Here is a 22979-nt window from a genome sequence, read left to right as displayed (position 1 = left end):
AAAAAGGATCAGCTCCAACGACTCTGCTATAAAAGCATTTGTGGAGTGATCCTTTTTTCAATCTATCAGTTTACTTGTCGGACAGGTCTATTTATTCAAATCGACCATAGAATGCGTTGCGGTATACATCAGCTAGTTCTGTGACTAAAGGTAATTTAGGATTCGCTGTTGTACATTGATCTTCAAATGCACGATCTGCAAGGTAGTCTACACGAGCTTCAAATTCTTTGGCATCAAATCCCAAAGATTCAAATGTTTCAGGGATACCTAATTTACGGTTCATATCACGAATGGCATTGATTAAGCTGTTCACGCCTTCTTCGGTTGTACGTGCTGGCAATCCCAAGATACGAGCAATCTCAGCATAACGTTCGTGAGCAATAAAGTGAGAATATTTAGGGAACGCTGCGAATTTAGTTGGTTTTTTCGCATTGTAGCGGATAACGTGTGGCAACAGGATCGCATTGGTACGACCATGTGCTGTATGGTATTGTCCACCCCATTTATGTGCCAAGCTATGGTTAATTCCTAAGAATGCATTCGCAAATGCCATACCTGCAATCGTAGAAGCATTATGCATTTTTTCACGAGCAAGTTTGTCGCCTGTTAGAGCAGACTGTTCTAGATATTGGAATACCAGTTGAATCGCTTTGATCGCTAGTCCATCGGTAAAGTCACTTGCCATTACAGATACATAAGCTTCAATCGCATGAGTCAATACGTCCATACCTGTATCAGCAACAGCTACGCGAGGTAAAGAGTATACAAATTCAGGATCGATAATCGCTACGTCTGGTGTTAATTCATAATCTGCTAAAGGATATTTAGTGTTGCCTTTTTCTTTGTCTGTAATAACAGCGAACGATGTTACTTCAGAACCTGTACCCGATGTTGTTGGGATCGCTACAAATTGTGCTTTTTGTCCCAAATGTGGGTATTTGTAAATCCGTTTGCGGATATCCATGAATTTTTGTTTTAGGTTATCAAATTCAGTATCAGGATATTCATAGAACATCCACATGCCTTTAGCAGCATCCATAGGAGATCCACCGCCAAGAGCGATAATGCAGTCCGGTTGGAAACGTTCCATCATTTGACGACCACGTTCTACTGTAGCAGTTGATGGATCTGGTTCTACATCAGAGAACACTTCAACAACAACTGGAGTCTGGCGTTGACGCAAGTAATGTTGTACTTTTTCTACATAACCAAGTTGTACCATCATCGCATCTGTTACGATCACTACACGACTAATATCAGGCATTTTAGCAAGGTATTGAGTTGCGCCTTTTTCAAAATAAACTTTAGAAGGTATTTTGAACCATTGCATATTCACAGTACGACGAGCCACCCTTTTCACATTAATCAGATTCACAGCACTTACGTTAGAAGAAGTAGAGTTACGACCATAAGATCCACAACCTAGTGTTAAAGATGGTAAGTTCGTATTGTAAATGTCACCAATTGCACCATGTGTAGAAGGAGAGTTCACGATAATACGTCCAGTTTGTAGACGATTAGAGAACTTCTGAATAACTTCATCATTATTAGAATGGATAGCTGAAGAGTGACCCATACCACCAAATTCTACGATTTGTGCAGCACGTTCAATCCCTTGATCCGCATTTTTTACTTTATAGCAAGCCAGTACAGGGCTTAATTTTTCAGCAGATAGTGGGAATTTAGTACCTACACCTTCCAATTCTGCTACCAGTATTTTGGTATCAGCTGGGACTGTAATTCCACAAAGTTCAGCAATTTTAACAGCAGATTGACCTACAATAGAAGGATTAACTGCGCATTTATCTACATTCATTGCACCATTGGTTAATTTGCCTGCTTCTTCTTTAGTTACAAAGTAACAACCGTTGTCGATCATTAATTTTTTCACTTTTTCATAAACAAGTTCTTCAATAACTACTGCTTGTTCAGAAGCACAGATCATACCGTTATCAAACGATTTGGAAAGAATCAAGTCATTAACTGCTTGTTGCAAGTCAGCACTTTTCTCTATAAAAGCAGGAACGTTACCAGGACCTACGCCAAGTGCAGGTTTACCACAGCTATATGCTGCTTTGACCATTGCGCCACCACCAGTAGCTAAGATCAATGCTACATCAGGATGATTCATTAATGCATTTGTTTTGTCCATAGAAGGAGCATCGATCCATTGGATACAATCCGCAGGTGCACCATGTTTGACAGCAGCTTCAAGTAAAATGCGAGCCGCTTCTTTACTACAATTCTGTGCAGAGGGATGGAAGCCGAAAATGATTGGGTTACGTGTTTTGATTGAGATCAAAGATTTGAACATGGTAGTCGAAGTTGGGTTGGTTACTGGTGTAATCCCCATGATGATTCCGACAGGTTCAGCAATTTTTTGGAAGCTTTCATAATCATTATCTTCAATAATACCGACTGTTTTTTCATTTTTGATACCATGGTATACATATTCAGTAGCGAACATGTTTTTGATAATTTTATCTTCATATACGCCTCTGCCTGTTTCTTCAACAGCGATTTTGGCAAGATACATATGTTGATCCAAGCCTGCTAACGCCATTGCTTGTACAATATTATCAATTTGTTCTTGATCCATATTCATAAATGCAGCATGTGCTTTATTCGCTTTATCGATTAACTTTTGAATTTCTTCCTGTGCACTCAATTCCACGTTACGACTAGCATCATTTTTAACAGCCATTTCTCTCATCCTCCTCAGAATGTGTATCGCTTTTGTCTACACACCGATCATAGCATAGAGACATAAATCATAATGTGATATTTTTCACAATCAATTTTTATTTTTTAAATTTGTTTTATTTTATTTTTTCCTTTTGCATTTTAATATAAAAAGATGTATGATAATAGTGAAATTAATCACAAAGTATGAATTGTTTTTATGTATCAATGAGTTCACGATCTTTCCTATATAATGTACAATTTAACTAATCATTTAATTTCCAATTTTTTTCCTAAAATGTTATGCATTATGATTAATTTCACGTATAATTGAAACAAAAGGGGCGAACAATAATGAACAATTCTTTAGAAGAAACTCAACCACGTCATAATACAGCATGCTTTTCGGAAATTAATCAGGAAAGATTACTTAACCATTCTACAGAACGTAGTATTGCCGCAGGATCTCATTTATTCTGGGAAGGCGATTTGTCAGATAAATTGTATTTCATTAAAAGTGGACGGGTCAAATTAACCAAATCAACTGATGAAGGTAAAGAATTGATTCTATATATGTATCAAGCAGGCGATATGATCGGTCAAGCAGATCCTTTCTCTGGTACACGTCTTGGATTTACAGCAGAAGCGATAGAAGATACTGAAGTTGCTGTTATAGAACATAAGGAATTAGAATTGATGATCTGCCAGTATTGCGACTTTGCTATCGACTTTATGAAATGGATGGGCACGCATCACCGTCTTACTCAGACTAAAGTGCGTGATTTGATGTTATATGGTAAACCAGGTGCTCTCTGCTCTACATTGATTCGTTTAAGCAATACGTATGGCGAAGATTATAATGATCAAGGTTCTATTTTGATTAACAAAAAAATTACGCATACTGATCTATCGAATATGATTGGTGCTACTCGTGAAAGTGTTAACCGGATGCTTAGTGATCTCCGTAAAAAAGAAAGTATCGAATATGAACATGGTATGATCATTATCCATGACCTTGAAGCATTACAAGAAGTATGCCACTGCGAAATGTGCCCTAAAGAAATATGCAGAGTGTAATGAATAATCAGGTTTGCTTATGCAATTACCTGTTGAGACAACTAAAAATACCAAAAAAGCTTTCCGTAGATGACTCACAGCGGAAAGCTTTTTTTGATTGATTTATAAAATTCTATTCAACCCAATGCTCTGCCCAGTTCTGAATCTGTTCCATCACCGGCTTGAGTGCACGACCTTTGTCTGTTAACTCGTACTCGATACGAACAGGAGTCTCTGGATATACTTGACGAATCAAAATTCCACTGCTTTCTAAATCTTTCATCCGTTCTGATAACATTTTGTCGCTCATCATCGGAATCAGATTAGAAATATCTTTAAAACGTTTAGGACCACTCATTAATGATTGAATAATTAGACCGTTCCATCTTTTTCCTAAAAATGAAAACGCGGTCTCAAAACGGGGACATAATCCCAACTGATGTTGCTCCATGTTTTCTCACCTCTTCAATTGTTCCGAAACACGGGATCGGATAGTCATAAGCTCGTATTTCATCATATTATGATGTTAACTTACGATTAGTTAGTACATATATTTTAGCATATTTTGCCTGAAAAGAGAACGAAAACATTACATAATTACAGATTAATGCTCAATCTTTCATTATTATTTTATGATTGGAGCGTTAAATCGATCAATTCTCGCAAGACAACTAGATCTTCTGCAATAATAGGTGTCAATGATCTATTATACAATACTGCCGCAGGATGATACATAGGAAAAATCCAGTACTCCTGTTCTGACCAATGATATCCCTCATCCATACGATCTGCATCGACTTGTTGAATATGACTACGACGTGCTTGACCATGAACATGAGACACTTGATATCCTTTACCTAGTAGTCGTTGCAAAGCAATATTACCAAGTGTAATTATAATTTGAGGTTGTACCGTTTCAATCTCCGTATCTAGAATAGGAGCAAAAGCAAATACTTCATAAGAAGTTGGTGTACGATTGGATCGACTGGATCGTTCTGCTGCCTGTTTACTTTGAATCATTTTGTCTTTGTACGGGCGACTACGTACAGTACTTGTAATATATAGATCGTTTCTTGTGATATTCAACGCCTCAAAGTAACCATCTAATACTTTGCCTGCTTGTCCACAAAAAGGAATCCCTTTTTCAATCTCATTCGCTCCCGGTGCTTCGCCTACCATCATCAACTCACCCGGAAATTTACCATACCCACCTAAAAATCCTTCTAACCGATGTCCGGCTACTCGTTCCAAACATTCGCTAATTCGTATTGGAGATAATGGAACATTCCCAATCTGTGATTCGATATGTGCTTTAGACATAATGCACTCCTTTCTATCACTAACCTATATGGGAGAGTGCTTACACACATAAATGCTATCTAACTGCTAGACAAATCTCCAAAAAAAGTACGCCTGTAGGCTATTAACCATACACGCGCACTTTTGAAAGAATTATTTTCTATGATTAATAACGTCTGGAACTCAGTTGGTTCAGTATGGCTATTACACCATTACTTTACTACCGAGTGCACGTGTAGGTTCTGTGCGACCGAATTCAGGACGTGTATTGATTGCAGGATAAGCCCAGCGTACAGCATTAGAGATAATATGCATAATATCCTGATTGTAATACGTTGGATACGTTTCATGACCTGGACGGAAGTAAAATACTTTACCATGTCCACGACGATACGTACAACCGCTACGGAATACTTCTCCGCCTTCAAAGTTGCTCAAGTATACCAATTCATCAGGAGCCGGAATATCGAAAAACTCACCGTACATTTCTTCTTTATCCAAAGTGATAGAAGGGTTAACACCTTGAGCAATCGGATGCGTAGGATTTACACACCATAGAATTTCTTGCTCATCGGCTACACGCCATTTCAGATCACAACTGGTTCCCATTAGTTGTTTGAATGGTTTGGAGAAATGCCCGGAATGAAGAACGATCAATCCCATGCCTTCATTGACTCGTCTTGCTACCGCTTCTGCAATATCATCATCTACTAATTCGTGAGCTGTATGTCCCCACCATAACATTACATCGGTAGAGTTCAAAACAGACTCTGTCAAACCATGTTCCGGCTGATCGAGTGTAGCTGTACGGCAGGCAAAGCCTTCCTTCGATAGCCCATCTGCCAGAACAGTGTGAATCCCATCAGGATACACTGCTTTGACATCATCACGGATTTTCTCATGTACAAACTCATTCCAGACCGTTACATTAATCATAAAAAACTTCCTCCTCTATATTAGACCCACCACATCTCACCAAGTTCTTCCTCAATCAAAACCTGCTTCAAGTTATGGACAGCTTTTGTGAAACCTTCATTTACAGACATTAGACCATCTTCGTGCTCTATACTTACAACATAATCGTATCCAACTAGACGTAACGTGCTGATAATATCAGCCCATGTTTTGTTATCATGACCAAAGCCTACTGTACGGAACTGCCATGCACGATCTTGCATTTTTGTATAGTCTTGCATATCAGTTACGCCGTGCATATTAACATTATCGGTATCTACCAGCGTATCTTTAGCATGAAAGTGATGAATTGCATTATTTTTTCCTAAAATTTTAATCGCTTGTACCGGATCGATACCTTGCCACCACATATGACTTGGATCAAGGTTCGCTCCAATCACTTCGCCAGCAGCTTCACGCAGACGTAATAGTGTACCCGGTGTATGAACAGAGAAACCACCATGCAGTTCCAAACCAACTTTTACGTTATGATCAGCAGCGAATTTACCATTCTCTGTCCAGTATGGAATGACTTTTTCTTCCCATTGCCATTTCATAAGATCCTGGAAATCATTCGGCCACGGTGCTACCGGCCAGTTCGGATATTTCGCATCATCGCTATCTCCCGGACAACCGGAGAATGTATTAACAACCGCTACATCTAACTTCTGTGCTAGTTGAACCGATTTGATAAAGTCTTCATGGGATTCTTTAGCAATCGCTTTTTGCGGATGCAAAGGATTACCATGACAACTTAATGCACTAATCGTTAATCCACGAGAATCGATCGCTTGCTTGAATGCTCTAAGCTTACCTTCATCTGCAAGTAATTCATCAGGCTTACAGTGAACATTACCTGGATTACCACCTGAACCAAGCTCTACCATTTTAACGCCTTTTTCAGCTACATAATCCAATGCTTCTTCAAAGCTCATATTGTTGAGCAATACCATAAATATGCCTAATTTCATTTGTCCATCCTCCAGCTTCATTCGTTAATTTTATGAATGCAACCTGGTGAACTTATCACTTGAATCTAATCAATAGAGCGAACTGTGAATTCTGTATTTGTCCTATCAGACAGTTGAGAAAAGTAGAAATGCTCTATTATTAAATAATACGTCGAAACATGTCATAAAGTTCACCTAAATTGCGATTTATATCCATTTTAGTACAATTATTAGGATTGAACAGTAAGAGTTGGATTACACGCTTACTTTTCCACCTTTAGCACCATACGATTTCACCCAGTTTATACTTTGCTCAATACTTTGCAAAGGCGGTTGTAAGCATGAATCTTGCTCGACTACCAACCATTCTGCTCCTGCTTTTTCAGTAGCATCGGCAATAGCTGCAACAGGAACTTCACCTTCACCAAGTTCAACGGTTTGTGCTCCTTGATCGGTGCGTTTGAAATCTTTCCAGTGAACAATCGGTAAACGTCCAGCGTATTTTTGAATATATTCGATAGGGTCATATCCACCATACTGTACCCAGCAACTATCTAATTCAACTTGCAATAAAGATGCAGGAACTTCGGTATACATCGCGTCAAATACAGTATGTTCACCTATTTTTTCAGTAAATTCAAATTCATGATTGTGATATAACAACACAACATCGTTTTGATTGCATAATTCTCCAAGCTTACGCAGATTAGCGAAAACATCTGGCCAGTTGCTACGTTGCTCTTCAGACAAGAATGGTACAATAATATAACGATTGCCTATTTCTTTGTTATAATCGATTAAAGACTGTGCATCTTGTAATAGTTCTGTATATTGAGTATGAGAACCCACAACTTCAAGGTTGTGTTTTTTGAGTAATTCGTTAATTTGACTAGCAGTGCGTCCGTAAAATCCGGCAAATTCAACGCCTTGATATCCGAGCGATGCTACTTTAGCAATTGTACCTTCAAAATCTTTTTCTAAATCGTCTCGTACTGTGTATAATTGCAGTCCAACTTTAACCATTGCTCCATTCACTCCCACAATTTATGATAGTTGTATAGGATTATGATATTTAATAGCTGTTACCTTGTCTGTATCCTGCGCGACTTTTGATAATTACATGCTTGCCTTCTAATGAAGAACGTTGGAATGCATGCATCGCTTCAAGTACATGGTATGCCAGTTCACCACTAGCGCGGTGAGGTTGATTGTTGCGAATAGCTGTTACCATTTCATTGAGACCTTTACCACGTTCATTACGAGTTCCTTCAAATACAGGAGGTACAATCTCAAACTCTTCTGAACCTGCACGTCTCAAACGAACATCACCATCAAAAAAGTTAGGATCAGGAATTTCTAAAGTACCTTCTGTACCGTAGATTTCCATCCGAGGCAATTGAGAGCCTCCTTTAATATCAAAACTGGTGATCATGGTAACGATTGCACTGTTTTCGAAATCGATCGTTCCTGACAGATGTGTAGGTGTCTGTACACGTAATGGCGTACCTTCTTTGGGACCGCTATGAACATGACGATCAGGAATCTGTATTCCTGCTGACGAACTAATTCGAGTCATTGATCCTAGCAGGCTTGTTAGTGCTGTCAAATAATAAGGTCCCATATCGAACATTGGTCCTCCACCTGGAGCATAGAAAAATTCAGGATCAGGATGCCAGGATTCAGGCCCACCACTCATCATAAAAGCAGAAGCTGCAATCGGTCGACCGATCAATCCATCGTCGATCGCTTTGCGCGCTGTTTCTATGCCCGAGCCTAGAAAAGTATCAGGTGCACTGCCTACGCGGCGACCTACTTCTTTGGCTCGTAAAAGGGTACGTTGACCATCTTCGAGCGATACTGCAAATGGCTTTTCAGCATAGACATGTTTGCCTGCTGCAAGTGCCGCCAAATTGACCGAAGCATGTGCCGCAGGAATGGTCAGGTTGATAATTAATTCAATATCTTCCTGTTGAAATAATTCATCCGGTGTGAATGCGTTTGCAATGTTAAATTGTGAAGCCCTTGCTTGAGCCTTCTCAATCACCATATCTGCGCATGCTACTACTTCAACAACTGGACTTGATTGTAGATTTTCCAAATAAATTTCACTGATGTTACCGCATCCGATTAAGCCAGCTTTCATTCGTTCCACAGGTGATCCTCCTTTGGGCGTCTGTTTTTCTAGGTGCAGAAAAGCTTTTCCTCTGGTTATAAGTATATCTAGGATTGCCCTGCATAACGACAATCTGTCAATGCTATGATAAACCCTTTATGTATGACGGACTTATACATACCATTGTCCACTTTGTTAATGATGTAATCTTGATGTTTTGTAAGCTCGTTACAATAGTATTACTATTTGGTTTCAATTAAAATGAATAATATGATTAAAACATGAACTATTTGGTCAAATTTTAAATTTGTTGCTGAAAAGAGGCTTTTTAATGGAATTAAGTGGAGAAATTTGTAAAGTTTATACCGCAGGTTATTCGTTTCATCGAAAGCCTTTTTATATGAATGAGCCCGAAGGTGTCAAAAGTTACTTATTCCGTTTTCAAACAGAAGGAAACTGTTTGCTCCGTTACAAAGGAGGAATGGATGAAGTCGAAGTAGGTGATCTACATTTGTATGCACCTGATGAACCGTATGAGCTAAAAATTGATTATACGCCTAATGCGGCAGGCTTACCTATGGTAGAAAGTGGCGACTATCATATCTTTTTCGGTGGCGAATGGGCAGATACATGGTGGAATCGCACTGAACGACCTGCTAAAATAAAAATTCCGCTTAGCGATAATATCGTTGATTTATTACGTCAGATTTCGATGGAAAAAAGACGGATCGATGATCCTTATCCTGAGATTTTGTCTTATTATATGAAAATTCTATGCTTATCGATCGATCGTTATTTGTCCGAACAACCTAGCAGTGGTCCAAAAACATATTTAGCTTATCAAATCAAAAATTATATCGAAGAAAATGCATCTACTGCTTTTAAATTGGATGATGTAGCTATGTATGTCGGTATTAGCGTTTCTCGTGCTGTTCATTTGTTCAAAGAAGCATTTGATACAACGATTATGCAATATGCGCTGGATGTTCGTCTGAATATGGCACAGGAGCGAATTGTATTCAGTCCAATGCCACTGGAAGAAGTTGCCGAATCTTCTGGATTTGCAAATTATACGTATTTCCACCGGGTATTTCGTTCTCGCTTTGGCATGTCACCCAAAGAATTTCGGATTTCCAAGCGTGAGCATATCACTTAAACATATCACTTAGATAGTATCGACTAGGTAACTATTTTATGGGTTTGACGTACGAATTATCTATTTGTAGAGAGAGTCTTTGATCTAAAGAATCTCTCTTTTTTCATGTATAATAAACAGAATACACAGAATCGATTTTTTAATCACTTTTGCTATTATTTTTGTATCACTTAATCTATCATTTTTGATTTCTATAAGGAGCTTACAGCTATGAAAACAATTATCGATATTGCTCAAGCTGCCGGTGTTGCCAAAAGTACAGTATCACGCTATCTCAATGGCGGCTCGGTCAGTGATGAGACTAAAGAAAAAATCGAACGCATTATTAAACAATATAACTATGTACCTAATACATTTGCACGCAGTTTGAAAGCGAAAAAAACAAGTATTATCGGAATTATTGTACCGCGACTGGATTCATTTGCTGTATCTCAAATGTTAATAGGCATTGATGATACGTTGCGCCAGGAACAGTATCAGATGTTACTTGCGAATGCCAATCAAGAAACGGCTCGCGAGATCGAAGCGATCTATGAATTTTCCCGTCAAAAGATTTCAGGGTTGCTATTTATGGCGATCAAAATTACTGATGAACATCGTCAAGCTATTGCTCAATGCAAGATCCCTGTTGTACTTATTGGTCAAGATGATGCTTTGTTACATAGTGTGATTCATGATGATCGTCAAGCTGGTTATCTTTTGGGCAAATATGTATTATCGAAAGGGCATCGACAAATCGCTTATCTAGGAGTTACCGAGCAAGATGATGCTGTTGGTATTCAGCGTAAACTAGGTTTCCAGCAAGCCTTTGCAGACACGACAGATCATGATATTCGTTACTATGAATCAGGCTTTCGGATGGATCAAGCGGTGGTTGCTGCCCATCATTTACTAGATCAATGGACCCCTTCGATTGTTGTTGCTGCGACTGATAATATAGCGATTGGTGTATTCAAAGCAGCTCTTTCGAGACAGATTGATATTCCTACTACACTATCGATCACAGGGTTCGGTGACTACGATATTACAGAGATTATGCATCCTGCTTTGACAACCGTCAAATTTCACTACAAAGAAGCCGGACAATTGGCGGCTACTAATCTTATACAGCTTATTCATGGACAAACTGTTGCAAAAACAACCATTTCAAACTGCGAACTTATTGTCCGAGAAAGCGTTGACAATCGTTAAATACCGACTTATAATACATTGGAACCGGTTCCGGTGTATTTTTTTAATTCAATTTGGAACCGGTTCCGTAAAAAGAATATATCAATAATGATGGAGAATACTTTATGAAAATGAGTCGAACACAGTTGTATCGTACGTTAGATCAGGCTGATGTTGGAGAATGGGAAGCATTGAAGTTATTAGCCGATACAAGCCCCTGGCGTCAGACTTTCCATATTCAACCTGAAGCTGGATTACTTAATGATCCGAATGGATTTTGTTTTTTTAACGGAGAATATCATTTGTTCTATCAATGGTTTCCACTAGGGACACAACATGGTATCAAATACTGGTATCACACTTCCTCTACAGATCTGGTTCATTGGCATAATCAAGGAATCGGTATTGCTCCTGATACCAGATATGATTCTCATGGAGCCTATTCTGGAAGCGCTATAGAAAAAGATCATCTTCTTTATCTGATGTATACCGGTAATACGCGTAACAAAGATTGGAAGCGTTATCCATTTCAATGTATGGCTGTAATGAATACAGAAGGTCAAATTACCAAGTTACCTCCTGTGATCGAACATGTGCCAGATGGATATAGCGATCATTTTCGTGATCCGAAAGTCTGGAAAGATGGAGACTATTACTATTGTGTGATTGGTGCTCAGCGAATCGATTATAGTGGATGTGTTGTTATTTATCGTTCACCTGATCTACAGACATGGGCATTTCAAGGAGAATTACAGACGTCACTCCCTTCATTTGGTTATATGTGGGAATGTCCAGATTACTTTGAACTGGATCAGCAAGGCGTATTGTTATTTTCACCGCAAGGAATAGAACCGATAGAAGATTCGTTTCAAAATATTTATCAGTCCGGTTACTTGATTGGTGACCCTGTAGATGTGAATACATGGGAATTTGATCATGGAGACTTTTACGAATTAGATCATGGATTCGACTTCTATGCTCCACAGACGACCCTTGCACCAGACGGGCGTAGATTGTTGGTCGGTTGGTTAGGTATGCCAGAGATTGATTATCCTACAGATCAACAAGGATGGGCACACTGTCTCACATTGCCTCGTGAATTAACGATTGAACAAGGTGAACTACGACAACGTCCTGTTCAAGAGCTTAGTCAGCTACGCGGGCAACATTATCATCTGAATCATACTGTTGATAACCAACATGATCCGTTGTCATCGATGCAAGGTGTGCATTATGAAATGCTTGTTCAGATCAGTGATATTCAAGCTACCAAAATAGGCTTGGAGTTACGAGTAGGCACTAACGAAAAAACAGTTCTGTATTATCAACCTGAATTAGAGAAGTTAACTCTAGATCGCTCATTATCCGGTCAACCTCTAGCGCTTGATTATGGAACCACGCGAAGTTGTAACTTATCGCTGGAAGAAGGCTTATTAACATTACATCTATTTATAGATACTTCTTCGATTGAAATTTTCGCCAATGATGGTCGTAAAGTGTTAACAGCTCGCATCTTCCCCCAACCTGGTAGTACAGGAGTAGCTTTATTTGCAGAAGATGGAAGCGCATGCTTTGATGTTACACAATGGGATTTGATCGATAAGGAGGAACAATAATCATGTCTGAAAATCAAAAAATTGCTCAACAGGTTATCGAAGCTGTCGGAGGTAAAGATAATATCGCTTCTTTTGCTCATTGTGCTACTCGCTTGCGAATTATGGTACATAACAAAGAGCTAATCAATCAGGAACGTACCGAAAATATAGATAAAGTCAAAGGTGCCTTTTTCAATTCAGGTCAGTATCAGATTATATTTGGTACCGGTACTGTTAATCGTATTTTTGAAGAGTTTGAAAAGTTAGGCGTAGAAAGTACTTCCAAAGACGATATCAAAAGTCAGAGTAAAAATGCAGGGAACTTTTTTCAACGTTCGATTCGTACATTTGGTGATGTATTTGTTCCTATTATTCCTGTTCTTGTAGCTACAGGTTTATTTATGGGATTGCGAGGTTTGTTAACACAACCTCAGATTCTGGCTCTTTTCGGAATGACACCTGATCATATTCCAGCTAACTTTCTTCTATTTACACAAGTATTAACAGATACTGCATTCGCTTTTTTACCAGCACTTGTAGCATGGTCTGCTTTTAGAGTATTCGGAGGAAGTCCTGTGTTAGGGATAGTACTCGGTCTGATGCTCGTCAATCCTGCTCTGCCTAATGCTTATTCGGTCGCTGATGGGTCTGCTCATCCGTTAACGATGTTTGGATTTATTCCTGTTGTTGGTTATCAAGGTTCTGTATTGCCGGCATTTGTTATCGGTCTGATTGGAGCCAAGTTAGAAAAAGCATTACGTAAGCGGATTCCTGAAGCGATTGATCTTATCTTAACGCCATTTTTAACATTACTGATTATGATTACACTTGGATTGTTTGCAATTGGGCCTATTTTCCACTCACTGGAATCGGTGGTACTCAATGCTACGATTTATGTATTGAATATGCCTTATGGTATTGCAGGACTATTAATCGGTTCTTTGCATCAAATTATTGTCGTAACTGGTGTTCATCATATTTTCAACTTTTTGGAAATTCAATTGTTAGAAAGAACAGGTGTCAATCCGTTTAATGCTATTATCACCTGTGCTATGGCAGCTCAAGGTGGCGCTTGTCTAGCCGTAGGTCTCAAAACGAAAGACAATAAGCTCAAAGCATTAGCGCTGCCTTCTTCTTTATCTGCTTTTCTAGGTATTACAGAACCCGCTATTTTTGGAGTAAACTTACGTTATATGAAGCCATTTATTATGGGATTAATCGGTGGCGGTATCGGTGGTTTTATGGCTTCTTTGTTCCATTTAGCAGGATCAGGTATGGCAATTACAGTTATTCCAGGAACGTTGCTTTACTTGAATAGTCAACTTCCACTGTATATCTTATGTAACGTTGTCGCGATCGCTATAGCATTTACGCTTACATGGTTGTTTGGATACAAAGATAAAGTAGTTAGCCCAGCTCCAGATTCAGTCGCTACTGATTCGATTGTTGATACACAGTCATCAAGTTCTTCTACTGAATCAATCTCAGCTTCTTCTATCTATAACAGCACGTCTGCATCTTCTAGCTCTACTAATACTCATACAGCTATATTGGATATTGTAGCTCCAATAAGCGGAACACTGGTTCAGTTAGAACAGGTTCCTGATCCTGCTTTTTCCGGTAAACATATGGGCGAAGGCATAGCAATTGAACCAAGCGAAGGTAAATTGTATGCTCCTTTCGATGGAACGGTAGCGCATGTGATGGACAAAAGTAAACATGCTATTATTCTTGAACATGCTAGCGGTGTACAATTATTGATTCATATTGGATTAGATACAGTATCTTTGAAAGGACAAGGTTTTACTTTACATGTGAAATCAGGTGATTCTATTCAAGCAGGACAATTATTGATTGAATTTGATATTGCTATGATCCAATCTTCTAATCTATCTGTAATCACCCCTGTTATTGTACCGGATGGTATTGAACATATTCAGCTTATTCAACCTGTTGAACCACAGCAAGTTCAAGCCAATCAACATCATATTATGCAAGTCACTTATACTATCTCGTCTTAATGATCACAAAGAAACCTGAGTGTACACAGCAACTTTATGCTGTATAACCTCAGGTTTCTATCATTTACATGAATATTTTAGAATACTATAGAATCTTAACGTTGAGTACGGTAAGCTTCCATCAATTCTTCTATAGCACTACGGCTGATCATTTTACCTTTGAAATAGATAAGGTCTTCTGAATCGCCTGTAAAAATGCAAGAAGGCTCATATTTTTTCAAAATGATACGGTCGCTATCGACAAAAATCTCCAAACCATCTTTTACATCAATATTCATAACGCGACGCAATTCAATTGGAATAACAACCCGTCCCAATTCGTCTACTTTTCTTACAATACCAGTTGCTTTCATCATGTTATTTCTCCTCCAATATATATATTAGTATAACCCCTATATGACACTATTATATATCATTCTACAATTTTCTACATTTTTTTCAAATCGTAATAGTTATTATTAAATCATATTCAGTGTAATATGCCAAGTTAAAATTTTCAAATTTGCAAAAAATAAATAAAAGCTTCTGCCATTTCCTTTATTTTTCAGGAAATAACAAAAGCTTTGTATACATGGTTATTCTACTCTTCTTCGCTCTCTTGTGAAGCCAATCGACGTTCTGTAGTGGCTCTTGTATCTATCGCTTCGCTAATGACCAGAGCCAGATCTTCATTTCCGTACATCGACAATACACCAAATAACGTATCATCAGGAATATCGCCTGCTTCTTCTTTGGGGACTGTCAAATTAATTCCTTGTTGTAAACGTGGATTATCCACTTGATCTGGATAAGCGGTCTGGTACAAGTCTTTGGCATCAAATCCGCGATTTACACACCACTGCGCAAATACTAGAATCATCATATCTTCATCCTGACGATAACTTTGTACAATTTGCTCTTCTCGTAATTTCTGTTGTTCTTTGCTTGTTAGATTGTCGTAATCATAATCATCCATCGTATTGCATCCTTTCCAGGTTAACTATTTCTTTTTATAGATCAGATGTTAATCGATCTGCCAAAATATGTGATTCCAATACGAGATCGGCGCGTATACTGCATTGTTCTGGTGTTGATAAACGATCTAGAAAATGATCAACTACTCCCATAAATCCGCGCCGTTCCCATATCGTCTCCCAGCTACCAAATTGTTGCTGCTGTGGTAACATATCTTTTTCATATAAATAAGCACTATCCATATTCATCACTTCAGCAGAACGTCCGCCACCATGCAAAATCAATCTCTCCATATCAATCCCTGCACTGCGTGCCATCGTGTAGCTCCCGTAGCGTCCATTGCCTAATGAAAGCATTCCAGAAGCATGTAGCATTGGCCCGTTGCCATTCCCTTGTTGACGAAGCTGATGCGCCATGACTGTATATGTGTCATTACCCAACCACATTAATAAATCCAACATGTGGATCAGATCATCATAGACTGTTTCTTTCGCAGGTACACTTTGTAAGCGGGTGCGATGTTTGACTACTTCGCATAATTCAAATCCACCTGCTTCAGCTAGCCACGCATAGGCGTTCATATATAATGGAGCAAAACGACGATTAAATCCAACCGCAAGTAACAAATCTTTTTGTTCCGCTATTGAAGTCATCTGGCGGGCTTCTTCTATTTCATAAGATAAAGGCTTATCTACATATACAGGTAATCCAAAATGCAGACATTTCATTACAATATCATAATGTGTAGCAGTTGGGCTATGTACAAATACAGCATCCAGTTCCCACGCTTGGATATCTTCAATTCGGGTACTTCCTTTTGTTAGTCGAAAAGTATCCATCGTCTGACGCACCGTCTGCTCAGAATGACTGATAATTCCCACTACTTCTATATCTACACGATTAATTAGTAATGGCAAATACACTTTACGAGCAATATCGCCTATACCGATCAAAGCAATCCGTTTGCGTGTTATATTTCTATTCTCGTGTTCTGTCATCATCTAATCTCCTTTGATCACAAATATATATCAGTCTTACCACTATTTCTACTATAGAAGTAATATTAAAAGAAGCAACATCAAAAAAACAAAAGAGATTTCGATATTTTATCTTTTTTGTATTTATTTTGAAATTTCATATGGTTTTAAGCTATCGTTCATGTGAATTTAATTGCAAAGCTTATAATAAGAGTATACAACATGACAGAACCACAATTTTAAAAATAATATCAAGAAAATACACATCATCTATTGCAATTGTCGAATCATGGTGGTATATTTATATCATAAAGTTACTAAATGAAAGTAAGTTATAAAAAATTATGTAATTACAGAGGAGAAAATATCATGAACTCAACATTTAAAAAAGTCTTATTGTCTACTGCTTTAGCTACTAGCTTGGGAGCTGTTGCTCTTGTTGCACCGATGGGAGCAAGTCAAGTATCAGCTGCTGCGGATACAAGCAATCACCAAAAAGCAAAAGATAAAGCAGAACAACGTGCAGATAACTTAGCTTACCAAACAGCAGTATCTCAACAAGTAGAAGCGATGTTTGGAACAGCTAAAACAACACCAGCTCAAGAAACAACTCCAGCCGTAACACCAACTACAAATACTACAACTGTTGTTGTTCCACAAGGTGCTAGCCTAACTGAAATTGCTGCTCAATACGGTGTAACTGTAGATGAATTGATTGCTGCTAACAATCTTTTACCTGCTGGATACCAATTGACTATTCCACAAAAATAAGATTGATCCATCTGATCGGCCAAATGAATACTTGATAACGATTAAAATATAACCACTAACCGCTTACATGGCTACATGTCAGCGGTTTTTTCTCCCTTTATTTATAAATAGATGTCATCCAAATGAACAGTTTATACGTATCTAATGTTTGAATACACTGTTTTTTTGGGTTTTATATAGTGTAAGATATATTATGTATTATTTACATTTTAATTATTTATTCAAAGAAATGGAGTGAACGATAAATGAGCAACTCACAATATGAAAAGGCTACTTTTGCAGGCGGATGTTTCTGGTGCATGGTATCCCCTTTTGAAGAACTACCAGGCATCATCAGTATTCGCTCCGGATATACAGGTGGACATACTGAGAATCCAACATACAAAGAAGTATGTACAGAAACGACAGGACATGCGGAAGCGGTACAGATCGTATATGATCCATCCATTTTCCCTTATACTAAATTGCTAGAATTATACTGGCAACAAATAGATCCTACCGATGCTGGTGGACAGTTCTATGATCGTGGTTCTTCTTACCGCACAACGATCTATTATCATACTGATGAGCAACGTGAATTAGCAGAAATCTCCAAACAAGAAGTAGCTGCTAGCGGACGCTTTGACAAACCGATTGTGACACCAATTGAGCCTGCTCAGACTTTTTACGAAGCAGAAGAATATCATCAAGATTACCACAAAAAAAATACAGGTCATTACAAACGCTATCGTAAAGGTTCCGGCAGAGATGCTTTTATCAACGAACACTGGGCTACTAAGCTAGATAAAAGTGATCTAAAAAACAAACTATCTGAAATCCAATACCATGTTACTCAAAAAAATGGAACAGAACCTGCTTTTAAAAATGAGTTCTGGGATCATCATGGTGAAGGAATCTATGTAGATATTGTATCTGGAGAGCCGTTATTCAGCTCACTCGATAAATACGATTCCGGTTGCGGATGGCCAAGTTTTACCCGTCCTATTCGAGATTATCAAGTGAAAGAAAATATGGATTTGAGCCACTTTATGGTTCGTACGGAAGTACGTAGTCGTGAAGCAGACTCTCATTTAGGTCACTTGTTCGATGATGGCCCGGGCCCAAATGGATTGCGTTACTGCATTAACTCGGCTGCTCTACGCTTTGTTCCTAAAGAAGATTTAGAAGCTGAAGGATACAGCGAGTACAAAGCTATGTTCCAAGAAGCATAATACTCTAGATTGATTAATAAAGGCTCTTACCGCTAAGGTGAGAGCCTTTTATTCTGTCTCTATATCGTTTCGTCTAAAGATAGACGGGTAAATGAAATACATACCATGTTGCTTATGTATTTTTTTTATTCCATTGAATGTATTGTGTTAACTGTATTCTATTCTATTTTACTGATAAGGAGTGTTTATTATGCCTTGGACTAACGGAGATTATCCCCCATCTATGAAAAATTTAGATACTCGTGTACGACATAAAGCGATTGAAATTGCTAATGCTTTACTGGATGAAGGCTATGAAGAAGGTCGAGCCATCGCGATTGCGACTGCTAAAGCAGAAGAATGGGACAAAGATCATCCTGAAAAATAGTCTTATAACAAAAACAGTTGAACATTGTGTTCAACTGTTTTTTTATGAGTAACTTTACCTCAAAGACATTGTGTTATATCTATGTTGCTATTATTCATCATCATTATCTTCTTCCCAACTGTCATCCTCTTTATATCCAATATTAGATTTAGATTGGGATGAGGAAGAACTGGAACCGAATAAAGTAATCCCTCCAGAAGAGTGACTATGATAATGATTGACTACTTTAGCATTATTCTTTTGATTTTTTGCTTGACGTACACGATGACGTTCTTCGGATTTTGCTTTTTTAAGTGCTTGTTGTTGTGCCATAGTTTGATCATAAGATAATTGTAGTTCTGCGATAATTCCTTTTATATTTTGCAATGATGCAAATGCTGATTCATACTCTCCATTGACTGTCATAACTTCATAATCATTTATATATTTGTTAAAAGAACTCTTGTAATGTTTGCTTGCTCCCATAGGCAGATACCACTTTACTGTTCGATAATGAAGATTAAAATCATTTTGCAATCTTAATCTGAGTGGTACAGCATCATCACGATAATCAATCAATTTATCAATTGTACCAACCCATTTTTCAATAGCTTCAATATAGGTTGTACATTGTTTTTGCAATAGATTCAAATCTTTTGGCGATTCTGAAAAAAGATACTGAACTTTATCATATTGTTTCTGTATAAATTGATACTCTTCATCCAGTACTACATTCCTATCCCACTTGATGGCTTCTTGTTCAGCTTTAGCATAACTATGTTTTAATTTGTGTTCAGCTTGCTTTACTTTCTCAGGAAGCTGTTGTTGTAATTGTTGCCACACTTGTAGTTGTTCCTGATTAGCGTTTAGTTCCTGTTCAATAGAGGTTAACTTCGATTCTAACTGGTTAAGGTGTTTGTTAGCTTCTATATATTTTTGAATATCTTTATGAATATACCGTTCAATTTTTTCTAAGTCTTGTTCAATCGTATGCAATACTAGACATGTTTTTTCAAATTTTTGAAATGTATTTTTCCAGACAGAGTATTTCCATTCTTGGCGCGCTAGAGACCATATTACTGTTAATTCTAATTCAATACTATTTAGAAGTTGCAACTGTTCATGTGCTTTTCTATACTGCTCTTGAACGTTTTCTTGAAGAGCTATTCTATCTTCTATCATAGCAATCGATTTCGTTATAAAGCTTTCTAATTGATTATATAAAGATTGTGCTTGTAACAGATCACCCTGACGAACAGCATGATGAAACGATTCTAGCGTTCTAGTACTTTGGTTTAGCCACTGATACGGATCAATCTCACCTGTTAATAGTGAATGCATGTGCACAGAATGATTAATCTCAAAACGTAAAGTTTGAATTTTTTCTTCAAACTGCATTTCATATTCATAATATACTTTTATTTGTTCATATTGTTGGTTCAGAATATTCACTTTTTTTTCTGCTTCTTTTAAAAGATTAAAGGATTGAATAGTATCTGAATACTCATATTGTTTACTTTTGTTAAGCAAATCTTTAATTTGTTCTTGTTGCTTAGACCATTTGGATAAACTTGAACCTAATTCAATAGTAAAGCTATAAATATGTTGCTCCAATCTATTAAAAGAATGTTCCCAATGAATATAATACTCTTGCAGATATTGCTCTACTTCTAATAATTTATCTATTTTGACACGATCTAAATCAATTTGTTCTTGAATCGTTTTTTGTTTTTGTAAATCTTCTTTTAATTCTTCTATTCGTTCTGATAATCCACCGAAAAAAGAGGTCCAGTGTAACTGAATATCATCTTCAATATCTTCTAACTGATCAAGTGTTCCTTTTAAACTACTTTCTATTAGTAAAATATCTTTTTGAGTAATTCCACTTTTATTTTTTAGTAAACGATTAGATTTTTGTAATAATTCTTCAACTTCATCTATAAGATTATTATTTTGAACATCGATCATAGTATGAATATTATGTATGTAAACAAATCTAGATTGCTCATATAACTTGATAATCCCTGTAAAAATAATAATTAAACCCGGTGTAAAAATTATAATTCCTACAATCCATAATAAAATAGTATATCCATAATGTATTAAAAATTCGTTCATCATTCGTACTCCTCTGCTACTTTTTAATATATGTAATCTATAAGTATACTCACTATTATTATCGACAAACATGCTATGAATATAAATATATACAAAAAAGGCACAGACTCATCAATCGTCTGTGCCTTTTATTGATTCACTTATAAATAGCTTCAATACTTATTGAATACCGATTATGTCTTTAGACAGACTGAATGGCTTGTTCAATACCATCATCACCAGAGACAAGGTCGAACGAACGACGATACGTACTGGATTGATCTAAAATTGCCGCAACAACTGAAGCCACATCTTCGCGTGGAATACTGCCCTTTTCTCCTAAATGTTCAACCAATTTCACTTTACCTGTACCACTATCATTCAACAATCCACCCGGACGGATAATCGTATAATCGAGTGAGCTGGCTTCTAGCATTTTGTCAGCATAATGTTTAGCGACATAATAGGTTTTCATATCGTCTGGCCATTGTGTGCGATCTTCTGCATACAATGCGCTCACTAGAACAAAGCGTGAAATGCCTGCTTTTTCAGCAGCTTCCATACTTTTGACTGCTCCATCTAGATCAATCAATAACGTTTTGTCTGCACCTGTGCTACCACCAGAACCTGCTGCAAATACAACTGCATCTGCTCCTTGAAGCACTTTCGTTAGATCTTCTACTGATCCTTCCAAGTCTGCAAGTACCGCTTGAGCACCTACTTTTTCTAATGCTTCCGCTTGCTCCGGTTTGCGGATAACGGCACTGACTTTATGTTGATTTGCTGCTAATTGAGTAGTTAAGATTTTACCAATCTGTCCATTAGCTCCAATAATTGCGATATTCATTTTAGTGTCCTCCTATAGGCAAAAAAGATTCGGTCTTTACTATGTATACCCCAATTGATCATTAATTATTCTATATTCACTCAAAATTCACTCAAATTATCCTGACAGAAGTTTATTTCTATAGATAATCAGCAAGCAATATCGACAAAAAAGCGAACGTACATTGTAGATTTCTACACATGTATGCTCGCTTATCTTTTAAAATCTATTCGTTATTTATACCACCGATTAATTCCACGAAGCTGGTTTGATCTCTACAGGTTCGATCGCAGCCACATCCATATAATGTTTGCCCCAATTATACATCGCATCCAAAATAGGCATTAAAGTTTCGCCCATTTCGGTTAATGAATATTCTACTTTTGGCGGAACAACGGGGTATACTTCACGATGCACGATCAGGTCTTCTTCCAGCTCACGCAATTGGCTGACTAACATCCGTTGCGTAATACCAGGGATCAGAGCTTTGAGTTCACCGAATCGTTTGGTTCCACTTTTACCTAGATGCCACAAAATCAACATTTTCCATTTGCCACCGATTACAGATAAGGTTAATTCCTTTTCACAATTAAATATACGTTCACGCATGATTGAGATTCCTCCAATTCGGCTAATAACATATGCTAAAGTATTATTTTTCATACGAATGTACTTTTTTTATATGATCTTTATTATAACTAAAAAAAGGTTCACAGTATACTTTTAGACACTATGTAAATAAAAAGTGCGTACTTACATAAAGAGCACCTTTTACTTTATACTAGCAATACGTCGATGATG

General features: G+C 37.6%; 21 protein-coding genes. 8 read left to right on the top strand and 13 right to left on the bottom strand.

From position 1 onward, the window contains the following. Positions 1-91: 91 nt before the first annotated feature. Positions 92-2704 carry a bifunctional acetaldehyde-CoA/alcohol dehydrogenase gene (gene adhE / locus ACFSGI_RS06855; RefSeq protein ID WP_204823410.1) on the bottom strand — a complete coding sequence of 871 codons (2613 nt, stop codon included), beginning with the start codon at positions 2702-2704 and terminating at the stop codon, positions 92-94. A gap of 332 nt (positions 2705-3036) precedes the next feature. On the opposite strand from adhE, the gene ACFSGI_RS06850 reads away from it, so the two are divergent. Continuing rightward, entirely contained in the window at positions 3037-3759 is a 723-nt protein-coding gene (locus ACFSGI_RS06850) for a Crp/Fnr family transcriptional regulator (protein ID WP_204823409.1), read from the top strand. A gap of 112 nt (positions 3760-3871) precedes the next feature. Here ACFSGI_RS06850 and ACFSGI_RS06845 read toward each other — a convergent pair whose 3' ends face one another. From ACFSGI_RS06845 to ACFSGI_RS06820, 6 genes are all read right to left on the bottom strand, one after another. Continuing rightward, positions 3872-4189 carry a winged helix-turn-helix transcriptional regulator gene (locus ACFSGI_RS06845; protein ID WP_273612963.1) on the bottom strand — a complete coding sequence of 106 codons (318 nt, stop codon included), beginning with the start codon at positions 4187-4189 and terminating at the stop codon, positions 3872-3874. A gap of 179 nt (positions 4190-4368) precedes the next feature. Beyond that, entirely contained in the window at positions 4369-5058 is a 690-nt protein-coding gene (locus ACFSGI_RS06840; RefSeq protein WP_204823408.1) for a uracil-DNA glycosylase, read from the bottom strand. 183 nt (positions 5059-5241) lie between these two features. After that, positions 5242-5973 (bottom strand): ThuA domain-containing protein, encoded by a 732-nt coding sequence (locus tag ACFSGI_RS06835; protein WP_204823407.1) that lies wholly within the window; start codon positions 5971-5973, stop codon positions 5242-5244. Between the two features lie 20 nt (positions 5974-5993). Beyond that, complete coding sequence (locus tag ACFSGI_RS06830) at positions 5994-6962, bottom strand: sugar phosphate isomerase/epimerase family protein (protein ID WP_204823406.1); 969 nt, start codon at positions 6960-6962, stop codon at positions 5994-5996. Positions 6963-7196: 234 nt separating this feature from the next. Continuing rightward, complete coding sequence (locus ACFSGI_RS06825; protein ID WP_204823405.1) at positions 7197-7964, bottom strand: sugar phosphate isomerase/epimerase family protein; 768 nt, start codon at positions 7962-7964, stop codon at positions 7197-7199. A 49-nt stretch (positions 7965-8013) separates the two neighbouring features. After that, complete coding sequence (locus ACFSGI_RS06820; RefSeq protein ID WP_204823404.1) at positions 8014-9093, bottom strand: Gfo/Idh/MocA family protein; 1080 nt, start codon at positions 9091-9093, stop codon at positions 8014-8016. Between the two features lie 292 nt (positions 9094-9385). Between ACFSGI_RS06820 and ACFSGI_RS06815 the strand changes: the two genes are divergently transcribed. From ACFSGI_RS06815 to ACFSGI_RS06800, 4 genes are all read left to right on the top strand, one after another. Then, positions 9386-10210 (top strand): AraC family transcriptional regulator, encoded by an 825-nt coding sequence (locus tag ACFSGI_RS06815; RefSeq protein ID WP_204823403.1) that lies wholly within the window; start codon positions 9386-9388, stop codon positions 10208-10210. 210 nt (positions 10211-10420) lie between these two features. Continuing rightward, on the top strand, positions 10421-11401 hold the full coding sequence (locus ACFSGI_RS06810; RefSeq protein ID WP_204823402.1) for a LacI family DNA-binding transcriptional regulator: 981 nt from the start codon (positions 10421-10423) through the stop codon (positions 11399-11401). Between the two features lie 104 nt (positions 11402-11505). Further along, positions 11506-12996 carry a glycoside hydrolase family 32 protein gene (locus tag ACFSGI_RS06805; RefSeq protein ID WP_204823401.1) on the top strand — a complete coding sequence of 497 codons (1491 nt, stop codon included), beginning with the start codon at positions 11506-11508 and terminating at the stop codon, positions 12994-12996. Between the two features lie 2 nt (positions 12997-12998). Further along, complete coding sequence (locus tag ACFSGI_RS06800) at positions 12999-14996, top strand: sucrose-specific PTS transporter subunit IIBC (RefSeq protein ID WP_204823400.1); 1998 nt, start codon at positions 12999-13001, stop codon at positions 14994-14996. Positions 14997-15091: 95 nt separating this feature from the next. On the opposite strand, the gene ACFSGI_RS06795 is transcribed toward ACFSGI_RS06800, so the two are convergent. The 3 genes from ACFSGI_RS06795 to ACFSGI_RS06785 all read right to left on the bottom strand — a co-directional run bounded on the left by ACFSGI_RS06795 (position 15092) and on the right by ACFSGI_RS06785 (position 16948). Beyond that, positions 15092-15352, bottom strand: coding sequence for an AbrB/MazE/SpoVT family DNA-binding domain-containing protein (locus ACFSGI_RS06795; protein WP_273612973.1), 261 nt, complete (start codon positions 15350-15352; stop codon positions 15092-15094). 224 nt (positions 15353-15576) lie between these two features. Beyond that, positions 15577-15951 carry a hypothetical protein gene (locus ACFSGI_RS06790; RefSeq protein WP_204823399.1) on the bottom strand — a complete coding sequence of 125 codons (375 nt, stop codon included), beginning with the start codon at positions 15949-15951 and terminating at the stop codon, positions 15577-15579. 34 nt (positions 15952-15985) lie between these two features. Then, positions 15986-16948: a Gfo/Idh/MocA family protein gene (locus tag ACFSGI_RS06785; protein ID WP_379282767.1), complete on the bottom strand. Its 963-nt coding sequence runs from the start codon at positions 16946-16948 to the stop codon at positions 15986-15988. 348 nt (positions 16949-17296) lie between these two features. Here ACFSGI_RS06785 and ACFSGI_RS06780 point away from each other — a divergent pair, with 348 nt between their 5' ends. From ACFSGI_RS06780 to ACFSGI_RS06770, 3 genes are all read left to right on the top strand, one after another. Then, complete coding sequence (locus ACFSGI_RS06780) at positions 17297-17698, top strand: LysM peptidoglycan-binding domain-containing protein (RefSeq protein ID WP_204823397.1); 402 nt, start codon at positions 17297-17299, stop codon at positions 17696-17698. Positions 17699-17943: 245 nt separating this feature from the next. Then, positions 17944-18909: a peptide-methionine (S)-S-oxide reductase MsrA gene (msrA, locus tag ACFSGI_RS06775; protein WP_204823396.1), complete on the top strand. Its 966-nt coding sequence runs from the start codon at positions 17944-17946 to the stop codon at positions 18907-18909. A 190-nt stretch (positions 18910-19099) separates the two neighbouring features. After that, positions 19100-19276: a DUF2188 domain-containing protein gene (locus tag ACFSGI_RS06770; RefSeq protein WP_204823395.1), complete on the top strand. Its 177-nt coding sequence runs from the start codon at positions 19100-19102 to the stop codon at positions 19274-19276. Positions 19277-19366: 90 nt separating this feature from the next. Here ACFSGI_RS06770 and ACFSGI_RS06765 read toward each other — a convergent pair whose 3' ends face one another. The 3 genes from ACFSGI_RS06765 to ACFSGI_RS06755 all read right to left on the bottom strand — a co-directional run bounded on the left by ACFSGI_RS06765 (position 19367) and on the right by ACFSGI_RS06755 (position 22796). Further along, positions 19367-21373: a hypothetical protein gene (locus ACFSGI_RS06765; RefSeq protein WP_204823394.1), complete on the bottom strand. Its 2007-nt coding sequence runs from the start codon at positions 21371-21373 to the stop codon at positions 19367-19369. 181 nt (positions 21374-21554) lie between these two features. Beyond that, entirely contained in the window at positions 21555-22199 is a 645-nt protein-coding gene (locus tag ACFSGI_RS06760; protein ID WP_204823393.1) for an SDR family oxidoreductase, read from the bottom strand. 228 nt (positions 22200-22427) lie between these two features. Next, positions 22428-22796 carry a winged helix-turn-helix transcriptional regulator gene (locus ACFSGI_RS06755; protein WP_204824932.1) on the bottom strand — a complete coding sequence of 123 codons (369 nt, stop codon included), beginning with the start codon at positions 22794-22796 and terminating at the stop codon, positions 22428-22430. Between the last annotated feature and the right edge of the window lie 183 nt (positions 22797-22979).

The organism is Paenibacillus nicotianae (assembly GCF_042681745.1).
In the GTDB taxonomy this organism is placed as follows: Bacteria; Bacillota; Bacilli; order Paenibacillales; family Paenibacillaceae; genus Saccharibacillus; species Saccharibacillus nicotianae.
This window is presented reverse-complemented; position numbering and strand designations above follow the sequence as displayed.